The 18055-nt window shown below is 38.2% G+C and carries 14 protein-coding genes and 1 riboswitch; of the genes, 2 read left to right on the top strand and 12 right to left on the bottom strand.

Annotation, left to right across the window (positions count from 1 at the left end):
- Nucleotides 1-2 precede the first annotated feature (2 nt).
- The 10 genes from B0I22_RS11510 to B0I22_RS11465 all read right to left on the bottom strand — a co-directional run bounded on the left by B0I22_RS11510 (nt 3) and on the right by B0I22_RS11465 (nt 11986).
- The gene (locus B0I22_RS11510; protein WP_133944957.1) at nt 3-623 is read right to left on the bottom strand and encodes an HAD family hydrolase; all 621 of its coding nucleotides are present in this window, start codon (nt 621-623) and stop codon (nt 3-5) included.
- Nucleotides 624-627: 4 nt separating this feature from the next.
- Nucleotides 628-1542, bottom strand: coding sequence for a formimidoylglutamase (gene hutG / locus B0I22_RS11505; RefSeq protein WP_425459595.1), 915 nt, complete (start codon nt 1540-1542; stop codon nt 628-630).
- Nucleotides 1543-1545: 3 nt separating this feature from the next.
- Nucleotides 1546-2769 (bottom strand): imidazolonepropionase, encoded by a 1224-nt coding sequence (hutI, locus tag B0I22_RS11500; RefSeq protein ID WP_133944953.1) that lies wholly within the window; start codon nt 2767-2769, stop codon nt 1546-1548.
- 57 nt (nt 2770-2826) lie between these two features.
- Nucleotides 2827-3783 carry a methylenetetrahydrofolate reductase [NAD(P)H] gene (gene metF / locus B0I22_RS11495; RefSeq protein WP_133944951.1) on the bottom strand — a complete coding sequence of 319 codons (957 nt, stop codon included), beginning with the start codon at nt 3781-3783 and terminating at the stop codon, nt 2827-2829.
- Complete coding sequence (locus B0I22_RS11490) at nt 3784-4116, bottom strand: EF-Tu C-terminal domain-related protein (protein WP_133944949.1); 333 nt, start codon at nt 4114-4116, stop codon at nt 3784-3786.
- A 9-nt stretch (nt 4117-4125) separates the two neighbouring features.
- Nucleotides 4126-6789 (bottom strand): methionine synthase, encoded by a 2664-nt coding sequence (gene metH / locus B0I22_RS11485; RefSeq protein WP_133944947.1) that lies wholly within the window; start codon nt 6787-6789, stop codon nt 4126-4128.
- Nucleotides 6790-6865: 76 nt separating this feature from the next.
- Nucleotides 6866-7876 (bottom strand): homocysteine S-methyltransferase family protein, encoded by a 1011-nt coding sequence (locus B0I22_RS11480; RefSeq protein WP_133944946.1) that lies wholly within the window; start codon nt 7874-7876, stop codon nt 6866-6868.
- A gap of 324 nt (nt 7877-8200) precedes the next feature.
- Nucleotides 8201-9367 (bottom strand): O-succinylhomoserine sulfhydrylase, encoded by a 1167-nt coding sequence (locus tag B0I22_RS11475; RefSeq protein ID WP_133944944.1) that lies wholly within the window; start codon nt 9365-9367, stop codon nt 8201-8203.
- A gap of 133 nt (nt 9368-9500) precedes the next feature.
- On the bottom strand, nt 9501-11039 hold the full coding sequence (locus tag B0I22_RS11470; RefSeq protein WP_133944942.1) for an ACT domain-containing protein: 1539 nt from the start codon (nt 11037-11039) through the stop codon (nt 9501-9503).
- Nucleotides 11039-11986 carry an alpha/beta fold hydrolase gene (locus tag B0I22_RS11465; protein ID WP_133944941.1) on the bottom strand — a complete coding sequence of 316 codons (948 nt, stop codon included), beginning with the start codon at nt 11984-11986 and terminating at the stop codon, nt 11039-11041. Before B0I22_RS11465 ends, B0I22_RS11470 begins: the two co-directional genes overlap by 1 nt.
- Before the next feature lie 52 nt (nt 11987-12038).
- A riboswitch (SAM riboswitch) is annotated at nt 12039-12146 on the bottom strand.
- A gap of 160 nt (nt 12147-12306) precedes the next feature.
- On the opposite strand from B0I22_RS11465, the gene B0I22_RS11460 reads away from it, so the two are divergent.
- On the top strand, nt 12307-13113 hold the full coding sequence (locus B0I22_RS11460) for a glucose 1-dehydrogenase (protein ID WP_133944939.1): 807 nt from the start codon (nt 12307-12309) through the stop codon (nt 13111-13113).
- A gap of 433 nt (nt 13114-13546) precedes the next feature.
- Nucleotides 13547-16153: an MGH1-like glycoside hydrolase domain-containing protein gene (locus tag B0I22_RS11455; protein ID WP_133944937.1), complete on the top strand. Its 2607-nt coding sequence runs from the start codon at nt 13547-13549 to the stop codon at nt 16151-16153.
- A gap of 45 nt (nt 16154-16198) precedes the next feature.
- Here the strand turns inward: B0I22_RS11455 and B0I22_RS11450 are convergent, their stop codons facing one another.
- Nucleotides 16199-16621, bottom strand: a complete 423-nt coding sequence (locus tag B0I22_RS11450; RefSeq protein ID WP_034973331.1) for an OsmC family protein — start codon at nt 16619-16621, stop codon at nt 16199-16201.
- Nucleotides 16622-16727: 106 nt separating this feature from the next.
- Nucleotides 16728-18050 carry a DUF58 domain-containing protein gene (locus tag B0I22_RS11445; RefSeq protein ID WP_133944935.1) on the bottom strand — a complete coding sequence of 441 codons (1323 nt, stop codon included), beginning with the start codon at nt 18048-18050 and terminating at the stop codon, nt 16728-16730.
- Nucleotides 18051-18055 lie beyond the last annotated feature (5 nt).

Genomic DNA, 18055 nt, shown 5'->3' with positions numbered 1-18055 from the left:
ATTTAAAACTTCAAAAGATCTTCGAAGCTGTCAATTTTACTTTCATAATTTTCTATCGTTCCAAATCCATAGCTTGCATAAATGAAATCTACACCAGCTTTGTCAGAAGCTTCTTTGTCCCAAATCGTATCGCCAACATAGACCGGATTTTGAAGTTTATTTCTTTCAACAATCAATTTGATGTTTACATCTTTTGGCAAACCAGCATTTCCGTAGCATTCTATATCTTCGAAAAAAGAATTAAAACTAAAAAACTCGAGGAAGTTTTCAATATAACCTTTCATACAATTGCTGACGATGAAAAGTCGATAATTTTCATTTAATTTTTCTAAAGTTTCTTTGACATTCGGAAACAATTCCCCTCCTAATTTCTTAAGATAATCACTTTCTTTTTTAGCATAAATCTTTTCAAATTCCTGTAATTTTTCATTCGGAATAAAACTAAAATACTGAGCAAAAATATCATCCATCTTCATCCCTGAAAAATCTCTCACTTTTTGAGCAGTGATATTAATGTCAAATCCAATTTGCTTTATACTATCATTAAAAGCTTTTGAAACTGTTTCCGACGAGTTCCATAGTGTGCCGTCCAAATCAAAAATAATGCTGTCTCTTTCTTTCATAATTTTAAATCATAAACCATTCATTGACAATACTTGACGCTAATCTCGCCGTTCTTTCTTGAATATCATAAGTTGGATTAACTTCCGCAATATCCAAAGCTTTTATTTTTTCTGAACTTAGAATACGGCGATAAATCTGCATAAAATTTCGGTCTGCAAAAATCCCGTTATAAGCCGACGCACTCACGCCAGGCGCGATGGACGCATTGAAAACATCCATACAAATCGTGACATAAATAATGTCGCAGTCATTCAAAAATTGATTAATCGTGAATAAAAGATTGGGAATATTTTCGGAGTAAATTTCATCAGCCAAAATATATTTCATTCCAAAATCATCTGCGACTTCAAACAACTTTCTTGTATTGCTATTTCGTTGAATTCCAATATGCAAAGAGTGAATATTGCCTTCCTGCGCAATCTGCCAAAATCCAGTTCCGGAACTTGCTAATCCGTTTTCTGGTTCGCGATTATCAAAATGTGCATCAAAGTTGATGATTCCGATTTTTTGATTGGGAAATGCATTTTTAACTCCAGAATAATGGGCAAAAGTCACCTCGTGTCCGCCACCTAAAACTACAGATTTCCCTTGATTTGACAGCGCTTTTGCCACTTTTTTAGCCAACATATTTTGCGCAGATTCTAAATCTTCATTTTCACATTTTACATTTCCAAAATCTTTTAAAGAAAAATCAGAATTGATGACAGGAAAATTGGACATATTTTTTCTAATCAAATCCGGAGCTTCCTTTGCACCAACTCGACCTTTGTTGCGTTTCACACCTTCATCCACAGCAAAACCGTGCAAAACGAAATCTTTCGGTTTGATGATTTCATAATCTGATTCCGTTGTCACTCTTTGAAAAATTCTGTGATAAGATTCCTCGTCGCCATCAAAACGGCCTGTCCATTCAAACATAATTTATATTTTTTCTCCGTTGATGTAAACATTTTTCGGTTTCAAACTTCCTTGATGATAAAGAATATTCTGGAAATTATCCGTGTCATAAGTAATGAAATCTGCTTTTTTCCCTTCTGCAAGAATTCCTCGGTCTTGTAAATCCAAAGCAAAAGCTGAGCGAAAAGTAATCGCAGAGAGAACCTCAGCCGTTGTCAATTTTTGATATGTTGCTAAGATTGAAGCTTGGGTTACGAGATTTCCCATTGGCGCAGAGCCTGGATTCCAATCGGTTGCAATGGCAAGAATTCCACCTTTGTCGAGGATTTTTCTGGCTGGCGAAAATGGCTCGCCCAAACCTAAACTTGCGCCTGGCAAAGCAATCGCAACAGTATTTGAATCGGCTAAAAACTCAATATCTTCATCAATCGTTGCTTCCAAATGGTCGGCAGATTTCGCGCCAACTTCCACGGCAATTCTTGAACTTCCGGCTGTAAATTGATCTGCGTGAACGGTAATTTGAAAGCCTAATTCTTTAGCTTTCAAAAGGAAATTTTTACTTTCCTCTGGCTGAAAAGCTGATTTCTCAATGAAAATATCAACTCGATTTGCGAGGTTTTCTTCTTTTACTCTTGGCAAGATTTCTTTAAAAATATAATTAAGATAATCTTCGGATGAACCTTCAAAGTCTCTTGGTTTCAAGTGAGCAGAAAGGCAAGTCGGAATCAAGGTGGCTTTGGTTTTTGTCTGCGCTTTTTTGATGGCTCGTAGCATTTTTAGTTCTTCGTCAACATTCAATCCGTAACCACTTTTTATTTCGATGGTTGTGATGCCTTGATTTAATAAAATATTGATGCGTTCAAGAATTCCATTAATCAAATCTTCCTCAGAAGCTTTTCTGGTGTGTTGCACAGAACTCCAAATTCCACCGCCAGATTCTGCAATCTCGAGATAAGTTTTTCCTGCATTTCGCATCGCAAAATCATTAGCGCGATTGCCTCCGAAACAAATATGGGTGTGTGCATCTACAAAAGCAGGAAGTGCAATTTGCTCATTTTCAATCAAATCGATTTCTGAATTTGGAAATTTTTGTTTTAATAATTCAAAATCGCAGATTTCTAAAATTTTTCCATTTTCGGTCAGAATTCCGCCATTGGAAATTATTTCTAAAGATTCGTCATTTAATTTTCCTTTGAGTGGAAGATTGTTGAGCGTGACAATTTGTTTGAAAGGACCAGATAATTTCATATTAAAACTTGAATCGTAAAATTAAAAAAAGAGATGCAAACTACATCCCTTTTTGTTTCAAAATACTTCTCTTCCGATTTTCAAAATATTATCGCTCTTTCCCATCGAATAAAAGTGCAGAACCGGAATTCCAAAATCCAGAAGTTCTTTGGACTGATTAATCGCCCATTCAATTCCCACTTCACGAACATCATTGTTGGTTTTGCATTTCAGAACTTCATTGATTAAAGCTTCCGGCAAATCGATTTTGAAAACCTGTGGTAACATTTGCAAATGTGTTTTTGTAGCAATTGGTTTAATTCCAGGAATGATTGGAACATCAATCCCAATTTCTCTGGCTTGTTTTACAAATTCAAAGAATTTTTGATTGTCAAAAAACATTTGAGTGACGATGTAATCTGCACCAGCTTCCACTTTTTTCTTCAGCATTTGAAGGTCGTAATTCATAGATGGTGCTTCGATGTGTTTTTCAGGATAACCTGCAACACCAATGCAGAAACTATTGTCCGTATCCGATTCTATTTTACCGTGAAGATATTCTCCAATTCCCAAATCGTGAATCTGTTTTACCAAATCCGATGCATATTTGTGTCCACCTTTTGATTGTTCAAAATATTTTTCACCTTTCATCGCATCGCCTCGCAAAGCAACAATATTATTGATTCCTAAATACATACAGTCCACCAAAAGATATTCGGTCTCTTCTTTTGTAAATCCACCGCAAAGTACGTGTGGAACCGTATCGACATTATATTTATTCTGAATCGCCGAACAAATTCCCAAAGTTCCAGGACGCATTCTGGTGATTTTTCGCTCCATCAAACCATTTCCTCTTTCAAGAAAAATGTACTCTTCGCGAGACGTTGTTACATCAATAAAAGGTGGATTGAACTCCATCAACGGGTCGATATTTTTGTATAAATCTGCGATTCCGACGCCTTTTTGTGGCGGAACAATTTCAAAAGAGAAAAGTGTTTTTCCGTTGGCGCTTTTTATATGGTCAATAATTTTCATTTAGTTTAAAGTATCTTTCTTTAAGTTTTTGTTTTTTATTTTTAAAATCTCGCCAGTTCCAATAGTTTTTGAACCTTCTTTAAATTTGAATTTCAAGCCCTCATACAATTTATTTTCATAAAATTGTGGTGATAACATAGTGATTTCAGCTTCAATAGTTTCACCTGGACAAACCCATTCCCTACCTAAGAAAATCTGTCTTCCAGAAGTCGTTATTTTTTCAAAATCGAAATAAAGCTCTGGTCTGTAACCAGATTTTGCAGGTGTTGAGCGACCTCCTTCATCAAACGTTCTATATTTCAAGATTGCTATAAAATCAAAATCGTCTTTCATAATATAATATTAATCAGCCAAATTCGGGCTCAGCCATTTTCTCGCATATTCCAAATCGACGTCTTTTCTTTCAGCATAATCTTTCAATTGGTCTTCATCAATTTTTCCAACACCGAAATATTTCGATTTTTCATTTCCGAAATAATAGCCAGAAACCGCTGCGGTTGGCCACATCGCTAAACTTTCGGTTAAAGTCACTCCGATTTTCTCATCAACTTTAAGTAAATCCCAAATCGTCAATTTATCCAAATGGTCGGGACAAGCCGGATAACCTGGAGCGGGACGAATTCCCAGATATTTTTCTTTAATCAAATCGTCATTGGTCAAAGTTTCGTTTTCTGAATAACCCCAATATTCGGTTCTGACTTTTTTGTGAAGATATTCTGCGAAGGCTTCTGCAAAACGGTCAGCCAAAGCTTTTACCATTATTGCATTATAATCATCCATTTTATCTTCATATTCTTTTGCCAATTCATCAGCGCCAAAACCTGTACAAACACAGAAAACACCGATGTAATCTTGCTTATCGGAATTCTCAGGCGCAATAAAATCTGACAAAGCGAAATATTCCTTGCCTTCCGATTTTTTATGTTGTTGCCTCAAAGTTCTGAAAGTTGAAATCACATTTTGATTCTCATCATAAACCAAAATATCATCACGTTCAGTTGCGTTTGCAGGGAAAATCCCGAAAATGCCTTTTGCTTTGAAGCTCTTTTCTTGAAGGATTTTCTTGAGCATTGCTTTGGCTTCATTAAACAAAATTGTCGCTTGTTCACCAACTACATTATCCGTCAAAATATCAGGGAATTTTCCGAATAATTGCCAGCTTCTGAAAAACGGTGACCAGTCGATAAACTCTACCAATTCGTTTAAATCTTGGTCTTCGATAATTGTAATTCCCAATTTATTTGGTTTGTGAATCTCTTCATTTTCCCAATCGATTTTGAATTTCTGTTTTCTCGCTTCATCAATTGTCACGTATTCTTTATCAACTTGACGGTTGAGGAATTTTTCACGGAAATCATCGTAATCCTTTTTCAATTCTAAAGAATAAACGTTGGATTTATCCTTATTTAAAAGCGAACTTACCACACCAACTGCTCTGGAAGCATCATTCACGTGAACAACTGTATTGGCATATTTCGGAGCGATTTTAACAGCTGTGTGCGCTTTGGAAGTTGTTGCGCCACCAATCAATAAAGGGAAACTCAAATTTCGTCTTTCTAATTCTGATGCAAGATGAACCATTTCGTCCAAACTTGGTGTAATCAATCCGCTCAAACCGATGATGTCGACTTTTTCATCAATCGCAGTTTGGATAATTTTATCTGCCGGAACCATCACGCCGAGGTCAACGATGTCGTAATTGTTGCAACCCAAAACCACACTCACAATATTTTTTCCGATATCGTGAACATCGCCTTTTACCGTCGCCATCAATATTTTACCATTTGCAGGTCTTGTTCCGTCTTTTTCAGCCTCGATGAAAGGTTGAAGATAGGCCACCGCTTTTTTCATTACTCTCGCAGATTTCACAACTTGAGGCAAAAACATTTTCCCACTTCCAAAAAGGTCGCCGACAACACCCATTCCTGTCATCAAATTAACTTCGATGACGTGAAGCGGTTTTTCCGATTGCAATCTTGCTTCTTCAGTATCTTCTTCGATAAAACGGTCAAGTCCTTTGACCAATGAATGCGTGATTCTTTCCTGCAAAGGCATTTCGCGCCAAGCCAAATCTTCGGCTTTTTCTTTTTTGGTAGATTTTACTCTTTCGGAATAATCGAGCAATCTTTCGGTTGCATCATCTTTTCTGTCGAGCATTACGTCCTCGACCAATTCCAAAAGCTCTTTCGGAATTTCGTCATAAACTTCCAACATCGTGGGGTTCACGATTCCCATATTCATCCCCGCTTTTATGGCGTGGTAAAGGAAAACGGAATGCATTGCCTCACGCACAGAATCATTGCCTCGGAAAGAAAATGAAACGTTGGAAACCCCACCACTCACGGATGCGTAAGGAAGATTGGTGCGAACCCAGCGCGTCGCTTCGATAAAATCAATGGCGTTTCTGCGGTGTTCTTCCATCCCAGTTGCAACCGGAAAAATATTCAAATCGAAAATAATATCTTCTGCAGGAAAGTCCAGTTGGTTGACCAAAATATCATAAGAACGTTTGGTAATTTCCAGTCTTCTCTCAAAATTATCAGCTTGTCCAACCTCATCGAAAGCCATTACAATCACCGCGGCGCCATAACGTTTGATTGCTCTGGCGTGTTTGATGAACTCTTCTTCGCCTTCCTTTAAACTGATGGAATTGACCACCGCTTTTCCCTGAACAACCTGCAATCCAGCTTCCAAGATTTCCCATTTCGAGGAATCAATCATAATCGGGATTCTGGAAATGTCCGGTTCCGAAGCAATTAAGTTCAAGAATTTTATCATTGATGCTTTTCCGTCAATCAATCCGTCATCGAAATTGACATCCAGGATTTGTGCGCCTCCATCTACCTGATGACGGGCAATATCAAGTGCTTCGGAAAACTTTTCTTCCTTGATTAATCGAAGGAATTTTTTGGAACCAGCCACATTGGTTCTTTCTCCAACATTGATGAAGTTGGATTCCGGCGTTATAATTAGAGGTTCTAGACCTGATAATTTTAAGTATTTCATAAGTTAATTTACCAATGTAATAATCTACCAATGTAACAATCTTGAGTTTGTAACTTATTGGTAAATCTATACATTGTTATGTTGTTACATTGATTCTGCGAGGTTCGTAGTTAATTGCCAAATCAGCAATCGCTTTGATATGTTCCGGCGTTGTTCCACAACAACCACCGATGATATTAATGAGTCCTTTTTCCAGATATTCCTGCACTTGCTCAGCCATTTGACTCGCAGTTTCATCGTACTGACCGAAAGCGTTCGGTAAGCCGGCATTTGGATAAGCGGAAATCCCGAATTCTGACTGAGAAGAAATGGCTTCCAAATATGGCGTCAGTTGTTTTGCACCCAAAGCACAATTGAATCCGACACTCAGCAAGTTAAGATGAGAAACCGAAATAAGGAAAGCTTCGGCGGTTTGTCCGCTCAAAGTTCTTCCGGAAGCGTCGGTAATTGTTCCGGAAACCATAATTGGGATTTCGATTCCTCTTTCTTCCTGAAGTTGGTCGATAGCGAAAAGTGCGGCTTTTGCATTCAGTGTGTCAAAGATGGTTTCTACTAATAGAATATCGGAACCACCATCCAGCAAAGCTTCAGCTTGTTGTTTGTAGGCAATTCTCAATTCGTCGAAAGTGATGGCTCTGTAACCTGGGTCATTTACGTCAGGGCTTAAACTTGCGGTTCTGTTGGTTGGCCCGATTGAACCGGCAACAAATCTCGGTTTGTTTGGATTTTGAGCAGTAAATTCGTCGCAGACTTTGCGGGCGATTTTGGCAGACTCGTAATTGAGTTCGTAAACCAAATCTTCCATATGATAATCGGCCATCGCAATCGTGGTTCCGGAAAATGTGTTGGTTTCGATGATATCTGCGCCGGCTAACAAATATTTTTTGTGTATTTCTGCAATCGCTTCGGGTTGTGTCAAAGATAGCAAATCGTTGTTTCCTTTGAGTGAGGATTCCCAGTCTTTGAACCGCTCACCACGATAATCTTCTTCGGAGAAATTGTAGCGCTGAATCATTGTTCCCATTGCGCCATCTAAGATTAAGATGCGTTCGGAAATGGCTTTATATAATTGTTCTGAATTTTTCATTTTTTCCATAGGTTTTTACCAACGGTTATTAATATTGAACCCTGTCGGGTTCTGATTTCTTTGTTCATATTTACCATAGGTTTCACCTACGGCTACTGATATTGAATCCTTCGGATTCGTTCTTTATTTCTTTTTTATCGTCGATTGAAAGAGAAAACCTCAACATAGCCCCGATGGGAACGGTATCCTTTTTTTGCTTTGACTTAATTTTCTTTTCGATGACCAATCGTCGTAGCAAAAAAAGATATAGTGGACAGCGGGTTGGAATCGTGATTCGAAGCCGAAAACTTGTTGCTCCTTCCTTCGACTCCGCTCAGGATGACACTAATCCAAAGCTTGTTTTAAATCGTTGATAATGTCATCTATATTTTCCAATCCTACCGAGCAACGCACCAATCCGGCTGTGATTCCGACCTCGTTTCGCTCGTCATCCGAAAGCTTGGAATGTGTTGTGGAAGCGGGATGTGTGACAATCGTCCTTGTGTCTCCCAAGTTTGCGGAAAGGGAACACATCTTGATTCGGTTGAGGAAATTGCGTCCGCCCTCGATGCCGTTTTTGACTTCGAAAGCGACGATGTTTCCACCTAATTTCATTTGTTTTTTGGCGATTTCGTAGCTTGGATGAGATTTCAGGAAAGGGTATTTTACTAATTCTACATTCGGATGATTTTCCAGAAACTCAGCCACTTTCAGCGCATTTTCGCAATGTTTCTCGACACGAATTGCCAAAGTTTCCAGACTCTTGCTCAAAACCCACGCGTTGAACGGCGACATCGCCGGACCTGTGTTTCTTGCAAACAAATAAATTTCGCGAATCAAATCTGCTTTTCCAACAGCAACGCCACCGAGAACACGACCTTGACCATCAATCAGTTTCGTTGCGGAATGAACGACAATATCTGCGCCGTATTTAATCGGCTGTTGTAAGTAAGGCGTTGCGAAACAGTTATCTACAACGAAAATTAGGTTATGTTTTTTGGCGATTTTTCCAAAAAAATCTAAATCTAAAATCTCGATTGCCGGATTTGTCGGCGTTTCTAAATATAAAATTTTTGTATTTGGTTGGATGTATTTTTCAATATTCTCGGCATCTTCTGCTTTGAAATAAGTGGTTTCGATATTCCATTTTGGAAAATATTTCGTGAACAATGTGTGCGTGGAACCGAAAACCGACTGACAGCTAACGATGTGGTCGCCAGCGTTGAGCAAAGTCGCAAAAGTGGAATAAATCGAAGCCATTCCCGTCGCGAAAGCGTAACCGGATTCTGCGCCTTCCATTTTCACGATTTTATCTACAAATTCTGTGACGTTCGGGTTGCTAAAACGGCTGTAAAGATTTTTGTCTTTTTCCTCCGCAAAGCTCGCGCGCATATCTTCCGCATCTTCGAAAACAAAGCTCGAAGTGAGGTACAAAGGCGTGGAATGCTCGTCAAACTGAGTTCTTTCGGTTTGGGTTCTGATGGCTAATGTTTCGAAATTTTGATTTTCCATTTTTTAATTTTTCTAATGGTTGGAATTGGTTGTTCCATTTTTGGTTATCGTTGGAATAAATTCCAACGCTGTGACATCGGTCGTTCCTATGGAACTTGAGGACATCCAGCTTCTGACTTCCAACTTCCTGCTTTTACTTTGTTTCGCTCAGTCTTAAAATATCTCCGAAAACACCTCGGGCAGTCACTTTTGCTCCGGCTCCGGCGCCCATAATGACGATTGGATTTTCGCCGTAACTTTCGGTGTAGATTTCGAAGATTGAATCTGAACCTTTCAATTGTCCGAGTGCAGAATTTGCTGGAACAGAGATAAGTTTTACATCCAATTCTCCCTTTTCTTCCTGAAGGTTTCCGTGCAAATCTCCGACGTAGCGCAGAACGTGGTCTGGTTTCTGGTTTTCTTTGATGCTTTGATATTCTAAATCTAATTCTTCCAATCTGGAAATGAACTCGTCTTTGTTGATATCCAGCAGGTTTTGTGGAACTAGATTTTGAATGTTAATATCCTGAAATTCATTAATCAAATCTAGCTCTCTTGCTAAAATCAAGAGTTTTCTCGCCACATCATTTCCGGATAAATCTTCGCGCGGGTCTGGTTCTGTAAAACCTTTTTCCATCGCTTCTCGGATGATTACGGAATATTTGTCATTTCGGAGAGAGAAATTATTGAAAACATAACTTAAGGTTCCGGAAAAAACACCTTTGATTCTGGTGATGTTTTCGCCTGAAAGATGCAGAAGTTTAATCGTATCGATTAATGGTAAACCTGCACCAACATTGGTTTCGTAAAGATATTTCTTTTTATTTTTTTCTAATAATTTTCTGAAATCGCGGTATTCTGAAATTGGTAAAGTGTTGTAGATTTTGTTGGAACCTACGACATCAAAACCATTCTCAACGAAGGTCGGATAATGTTTTACAAAATCTTTGCTTGCTGTATTGTCGACCATCACCAGATTTTCCAAATGATGTTCTTTAGCAAATTCAACTAACTTTTCTATGCTGGATTCTGTTTGGGAAAACTTGATTTTTTGTCTCCAGTCGCTTCCGAAACCGGCTTGGTTGAAAGCAATTTTTTTGGAATTGGCAATTGCAACGATTTTCAAATCCACTCTTTTTCTTTTCAGAATATCGTAAGCTGAATCAAGGATTTGTTCTACCAAAGTTCCGCCGACATTTCCGTGGCCAATCAAAGCGAGATGAACGGTTTTTGGTTTTCCGTAGATTTCGGTTTCGATGATGTTTTTGGTAATTTCGGTTTGGTTTTCAGTTACCACAATATTGACTCTTCCAGCAGACGCGATTTGACTTAATAATAGAGGATAAATCTTGTTGCGCTGAAGTTCCGATAAAATCTTATTGTAATTATCCGAAACAAATCCGATAACACTAAGACTATCAATGCTATAAATATTATTAACGTGACCTTCTTTAGTTTCCTGCTCGAATTCTTTTTTCAGAAATTTGACCGCATCTTCTGCATCCACTTCGTCCACAAGAACAGAAATTCCGTTTTCAATCGCTTGTTGGGAAATAACGCCAACGCTGATTCCGCCTCCATTCAAAGCTTGGAAGATTCGTGAATCCACGCCGATTTGTCCGAGGAAATTTTTCCCTTCGAAGTTGACCAAAGCTTTATTTCTATAAATATTAATTGCGTTCTTGTCTGTCATCAGTTCAAAAATAGAGGTGTTAAAATTGTGTTCAGCTGTTCGTATTCCATTAGGAAAGCGTCGTGTCCGTGGATGGATTTGATTTCGTGATACTGAACGTTTTTGTTTTTATGTCGTAAAAAATCGTAAGTGTTTTTAATTTCAAAAGCCGGATAAAAAAGGTCTGAATCCACCGAAACCAAATGGATTTCTGCATTGATGTTTTCCAGTTCATTTTCCTTTCCGTTGATGTTCATCAAAAGGTGATTGACAAGCTTGTAAGCTTTTAAACTAAATCTTTCGTTTAATCGGTTTCCGTGGAAGTTGAGCCAGTCGTGGGACTTTAAAATCTGCTTTTCGGAATCAGTTTCTCTTTTGAATCTTGAGTTGAGAGATTCTGGTGTTCTGTAGCATAACATTGCGTGAACTCTGGCTTTTTCAAGTGGTTTTTCTTCTGACTCCAAAAGGAATTTCTGAACCAGACATTGAGAATGTAACCAATCCGACGTTTTAAAATCTGTAGCAATTGGAATAAATCTTTCTGCCAAATTATTTTCCAAAGCCAACATTTCCCAACCAATGGAACCACCGACAGAACCACCAACTAAAGCAAATAGTTTGTCAATTTTCAAAAGCTTTAAACCTTCGATGAAAATTTTGGCGATATCTTGAACGATAAAGTTTTCATAATCATCAATGAAATAGCCGTCAAAACCATTTCCTGGAATGTTGAAACAGATGATTGTGAATCGGTTTGTGTCTATTACTTTTCCGTTTCCGACCAGGGTTTTCCACCAGCCGTTTTCTCCTGCAACGTCCGAGTTTCCTGTGAGAGCGTGGTTTATCAGAATGATAGGAGCAGAATACAGTTCTTTTCCAAAAAGCTGATAGCTTAATGGAATATCATAAGCCTTTCCGGCTTGTGTCGTGAAATGTAATGTCTGAAGATGTTGTAACTTATTTTCCAATTTTATCTGATAAAAAATTGAAAATGCTACGGGGAAATGTAGAATAAATGTTTGGTTATCTTTTCCCTAATAATTTGGGATAGAATTTAGCACCTTCTTCGTTTCCGAAGGGTTGCCAAGGTTTCACAGAGTCTAATCTCTCCACCTTTCTCGATAACATTTTCAATATGTAAATGAACAATTCTGACTGCAAATATACTCCACAAAGTTTACTTTTTCCAAATTTCAGTTGAAAATTCTAAAATAATTATTTGTTAAGAATAAATTTTCTCGGAACTTGCGTATAGTATTTGTAGTTAAAATTTCTTTTACAATCAATTATGGAAATCAATCTAAATAAACAAGTCGCCATCGTAACGGGTTCCAGCAGTGGAATCGGGAAAGGAATTGCCATTAGTTTGGCAAAATCCGGCGCAATTACTATTATAAATCACTCATCTGAACATTCTCGACCTGAAGCGGAGGAAACTTTGAAAACCATTGAGGAAAATGGTGGCGAAGGTTTTATTATTCAGTGTGATGTGAGTAAGGAAGACCAAGTTCAGGCAATGTTCAACACGACGATTGAGAAATATGGAACTGTAGATATTCTTATTAATAATGCTGGCTTGCAACAAGATGCGTCTTTCATTGATATGACTTTGGCGCAATGGCAAAAAGTGATTGATGTGAATCTGACGGGACAATTTCTTTGTTCACGAGAAGCCATCAGAGAATTTTTGAAACGCGGGATGAATGACAAATCGAAAGCTTTGGGGAAAATCATTAATATTAGCAGTGTTCACGAGACGATTCCGTGGGCTGGACACGCGAATTATGCTTCCAGCAAAGGTGCGCTGAGAATGCTGATGCAGACTTTGGCTCAGGAATATGGGAAGGATAAAATCCGTGTGAATAATATTTGTCCAGGTGCGATTCAGACGCCAATCAATAAGTCTGCGTGGGATAATGAAAAATCTCTGGATGCGTTGATGACGCTGATTCCGTATGACAGAATCGGGCAACCGGAAGACATTGGAAATTTAGCCGTATTTTTGGCAAGTGATTATTCGGATTACATTACGGGAGCGAGTATTTATGTGGATGGTGGAATGACGACGTTAGAGAGTTTTGCGGATAACGGGTAGCTATGAATGATAAATGATGGGTGATAAATGATTTTTTGCTGAAAATAATTTTTCTGGAATTTAAACGCAAAGATTTTTAAGGGCGAAGGAAATTTTAAGAGAGCAAAGTTTCGATGAATCGATTTTTGAAGCGGATGGTAATTTGGAAAATAAATTTATAATTGATTTTGGGGAATTATCATTTATCGATTATCAATTATCCTTTATGCTTCATCAACTATCATTTATCTGTTGAAAGAAGGGAAATACCTCAACATAGCCCCGATGGGAACGGCATCCTTTTTTTGCTTTTGAGAAAGTTTTCTTTTGGATGACAAATCGTCGTAGCAAAAAAAGATATAGTGGACAGCGGGTTGGAAACGTGGAACAGAAATCGAAACGTGATGCTCCTAAATTAAAAACGAATAATTATCCAAAAAATAATTAGAAAAATATGAACGAGGAAGAAAAATTGAGGAATCCGCGTTGGAAGAAATGGGGACCTTATGTGAGCCATCGCCAATGGGGAAATGTGCGGGAAGATTACAGTACAAACGGCGATGCGTGGGGATTTACAGGCCACGACACAGCAGAAGCCTGGACCTACAGATGGGCCGAGGAAGGCATCGCAGGAATCTCGGATGAGAAGCAACAGATGTGTTTTGCATTCTCATTTTGGAACAAAAAAGATATTAGAATTAAAGAACGTTTTTTCGGTCTGAGCAATCATCAGGGAAATCACGGGGAAGATATAAAGGAGATTTTTTATTATTTGGACAACACGCCGTCTCACAGCTATATGAAGATGGTCTACAAGTATCCAATCAATGAATTTCCGTACGAGGAGCTCATCAATGTGAATGGTCAGCGTTCCAAAAATGAGATGGAATATGAGCTGATTGACACGGGAATCTTTGATAACGATGAATACTTTGATATTTTCATTGAATATGCAAAAGCTGGCGAGGATGATTTTTTAATCAGGATTGATGTTCATAACCGTAGCGATAAACCTGCGCCAATCGTAGTTTTGCCAACAGTTTGGTACAGAAACAATTGGGTTTGGGGCTACAATGATTATAAGGCGAATCTTGGTTTTTCCAAGCAAGGTGAAATTGATATTCATCACGATAGTCTGAGCATCAAGAAGTTATATTCCAGAAACAGAAATGTGGACGCTTTGTTTTGTGAAAATGAAACGAACAGAGCGAGACTTTTCAATCTTCCGAAGACGGAAGGTTTCTTTAAAGATGGAATCAATCAATATATTACGAAAGGATTAGACACGATTAATCCTAAGAAAACGGGAACCAAAGCATCTTTGCATTGCGAGGAAATCGTGGAAGCGCACAGCAACAAGGTTTTCGAATTCAGATTGTCTCCACATATTATGGAGGATGCGTTTTGGGATTTTGATGAAATCATCAACCACAGAAAGCAGGATTCGGATAATTTCTATGCGAACATCCAAAAAGATATTGAAAACGAGGACGAGCGAAATGTCCAAAGACAGGCTTTTGCAGGTTTGCTTTGGAACAAGCAGTTCTACCATTACAATGTTGGAAAATGGCTGAAAGGCGACCCAAATTTCCCGATTCAAAGAAAAGGCTACGTCCGAAACAGCGACTGGGAGCATCTTCACAACAAAGACATCATCTCGATGCCCGACAAATGGGAATATCCTTGGTATGCAACTTGGGATTTGGCTTTCCATTGCGTAAGTTTTTGTGTGATTGATTCGGAATTTGCTAAAGACCAGTTGATTACACTGACCAAAGAATGGTATATGCACCCGAACGGGCAAGTTCCTGCATACGAATGGAACTTCGATGATGTGAATCCGCCTGTTCACGCGTGGGCAACTTTTAGGGTTTTTAAAATTGATGAAAAAAATAATGGAAAGCCGGATTTAGCCTTTCTGGAAAGGGTTTTCCAAAAATTATTGTTGAATTTCACTTGGTGGGTCAACCGGAAAGATTACAACGGAAACAACATTTTTGGTGGCGGATTCTTGGGTCTGGATAACATCGGAGCTTTCGACCGAAATATGGAATTCAATGAAGGCGAACATCTGGAACAAGCCGACGGAACGAGCTGGATGGCGATGTACGCACTGAATATGATGCGTATCTCAATGGAATTGGCAATCCATAATCCGGTTTACGAAGATATGGCCATCAAGTTTTTTGAACATTATCTTTATATCGCAGAAGCGATGGAAAATATCGGTGATGGAAAACAAGGCCTTTGGAACGAGGAAGACGGATTTTTCTACGATGTGCTTCAGCTTTCCAATGGAGACAGTGTGAGTCTGAAACTTCGAAGCATTGTTGGATTGATTCCGATGTTTGCGGTGGAAGTGGTTGAACACAGTATGTTGGAGAAATTGCCACAGTTCAAAAAACGAATGGAATGGATTCTAAAAAACAAACAAGACCTTACAAAACTCGTTTCTCAATGGTATGTGGAAGGCGAAGGAAACAAGCACCTTTTGAGTATTCTCAGAAAAACCAGACTAACGAAAGTTCTAACAAGATTGGTGGATGAATCCGAATTTTTGAGCGATTACGGAATCCGCGCGATGTCCAAAGTTTATGAAGAAAATCCGTTCCGATTTACCGTTCACGACCAAGAGCACGTTGTTTATTACACGCCTGCAGAAAGCGACAGCCGGATGTTTGGCGGGAACAGCAACTGGCGTGGACCGATTTGGTTCCCGATTAACTTCCTGATTGTCGAGAGTTTACAGCGTTTCCATTTCTTTTTCGGAGATGCTTTAACAATTGAATATCCGAAAGGAAGTGGCGTTCAAAAAAATCTGGAAGAAGTTTCCAAAGACATCAGCGACAGACTTTGTGGTATTTTCCTAAAAGACGAAAACGGAAACAGAGCGTTCAACGGTGGTGTTGATAAATTCAATAATGACCCGCATTTCAAGGATTACATTATGTTCTTCGAATATTTCCACGGCGACAATGGCCGAGGTGTTGGAGCTTCCCATCAAACTGGATGGACTTCTACGGTGGCGAAGTTGATTCAGCCGAGGTTGACACACAGATAGAAATTATAAAAAGAAACCTTCTCGATTTGAGAAGGTTTTGTTTTTTTAATCTACAATATTTCCATTGACGTGGACTTCATAAGTGATTTCCACATTTGGTTCCAGCGTTTTGGAAACCGAGCAATATTTTTCAAACGATAATTCTCCAGCTTTCTTTGCTTTTTTCGGGTCAATTTCGCCTTCGAGGAAGAATTTTACTTTGATGGATTTGAAAGGTTTGGCTTCATCCACCTGAACTCTTTCGCCTTCCACTTCCGCTTTAAAATCTGTAATCGTTTGACGCTGTTTTTTTAGAATCGAAACGACATCAATTCCGCTACAACCAGCAACTGCCATTAATAAAGATTGCATTGGCGAAACACCTTTTGCGCCTGGTAAAGTTGTATTGTCTAATAAAATAGAATTTCCTTGTTCATTGGAACATTCGAAAAGGAAATCGTCGTTGATTCTATTGAGTGTGATTTTCATCTGTAAGATTTATTTTTTTTATTTGTCAGATGTAACGCTAAGATGTGAATTATTTTTATTTATCTTTTGACAAAAGCGTTTCATTTTCTTTTAATTAAATTCAAATTTACAAAATTCCCCTCGCTTTTATCTCCAGATATTTATTGATGACATCTATGTTGAGGTTTTCAGGAAGCGTGTAAATGCTGTAAATTCCATATTTCCTGAGTTCCTGAATAATCAGTTTTTTCTCAAATTCAAACTTTTCTGCAATGATTTCGTCATAGATTTCCTGCATATTTTCAGGATTTGTGTTCAGCAAATTATGAACTTCAGAATTCTTGAAAAATATTACGACAAGAAGATGGTTTTTTGCAATTCCTCTCAGATATTTCATTTGTCGATTCAGTCCATCCAGAGTTTCAAAATTCGTGAATAACAAGACTAAACTTCTTTGATTCAAATGAAATTTCGTTTCCTGATAAAGTCTTCCAAAATCACTTTCGAAGAAGTTGGTTTGAACATTGTAAAGTGCTTCCGAAATCTTCTTCAACTGTCCGGATTTGTTGTCTGCAACGACTTTATTTTCAGGTTTTTTGGAAAAAGTCATCATTCCTGCTCGGTCGCCTTTCTTCAAAATAATATGCGACAAAGCCATCGTTGCGTTAATGGAATAATCTAATAAACTCAATCCATTGAAAGGCATTTTCATCGTTCTGCCTTTGTCGATGAGCATTATAATTCGCTGAGATTTTTCATCTTGAAACTGATTGACCATCAATTTGCTGGATTTTGAAGTTGCTTTCCAATTGATACTCCTAATGTCATCGCCCTGAACATAATCCCGAATTTGCTCGAATTCCATCGTATGACCAAGCTTACGGATTTTCTTGATTCCACCCAACATAAATTCATTTTGAAGTGCCATCAATTCATATTTTCTGAGATGGATGAACGACGGATAACTTGCCAATTTCGCATCTTTCTGAAAGGTAAATCTTCTCGAAATCAAACCAATTGGCGAATTGACATAAATAATCAGATTTCCAAAACTGTATTCGCCACGTTCTTTTGGTTCGAGAATATATTCGAAATAGGCGTTGTTTCCACTTTCGATATTTTTCTTAATCAGGAAATCTCGCTTTTGAAACTGAAATGGAATTTCGTCGATAATTCTGGTGTTAATATTAAAATTGTAATTATTTCTAATATCAATTTTTACAGAATTTTCATCGCCGTTAGACAACTTTTCGGGCAAAATTCTTTGTGCGTTGATGCCTTCTTTATTAATGAAAAGAATTAATCCATCAACCGCTGTCAACACTAAAACAAAAATCAATAATGAGTTGGCAATCCACATCATCACCGGAAAGAAAAACGCCAAAACATAGCAGATTCCAACGCCGAAGAGGGCGAAGAAGAATTTGTTATTTAGGTATAAGGATTTCATCAAGG

It is taken from the genome of Epilithonimonas xixisoli (assembly GCF_004365655.1).
Lineage (GTDB): Bacteria > Bacteroidota > Bacteroidia > Flavobacteriales > Weeksellaceae > Epilithonimonas > Epilithonimonas xixisoli.
This window is presented reverse-complemented; position numbering and strand designations above follow the sequence as displayed.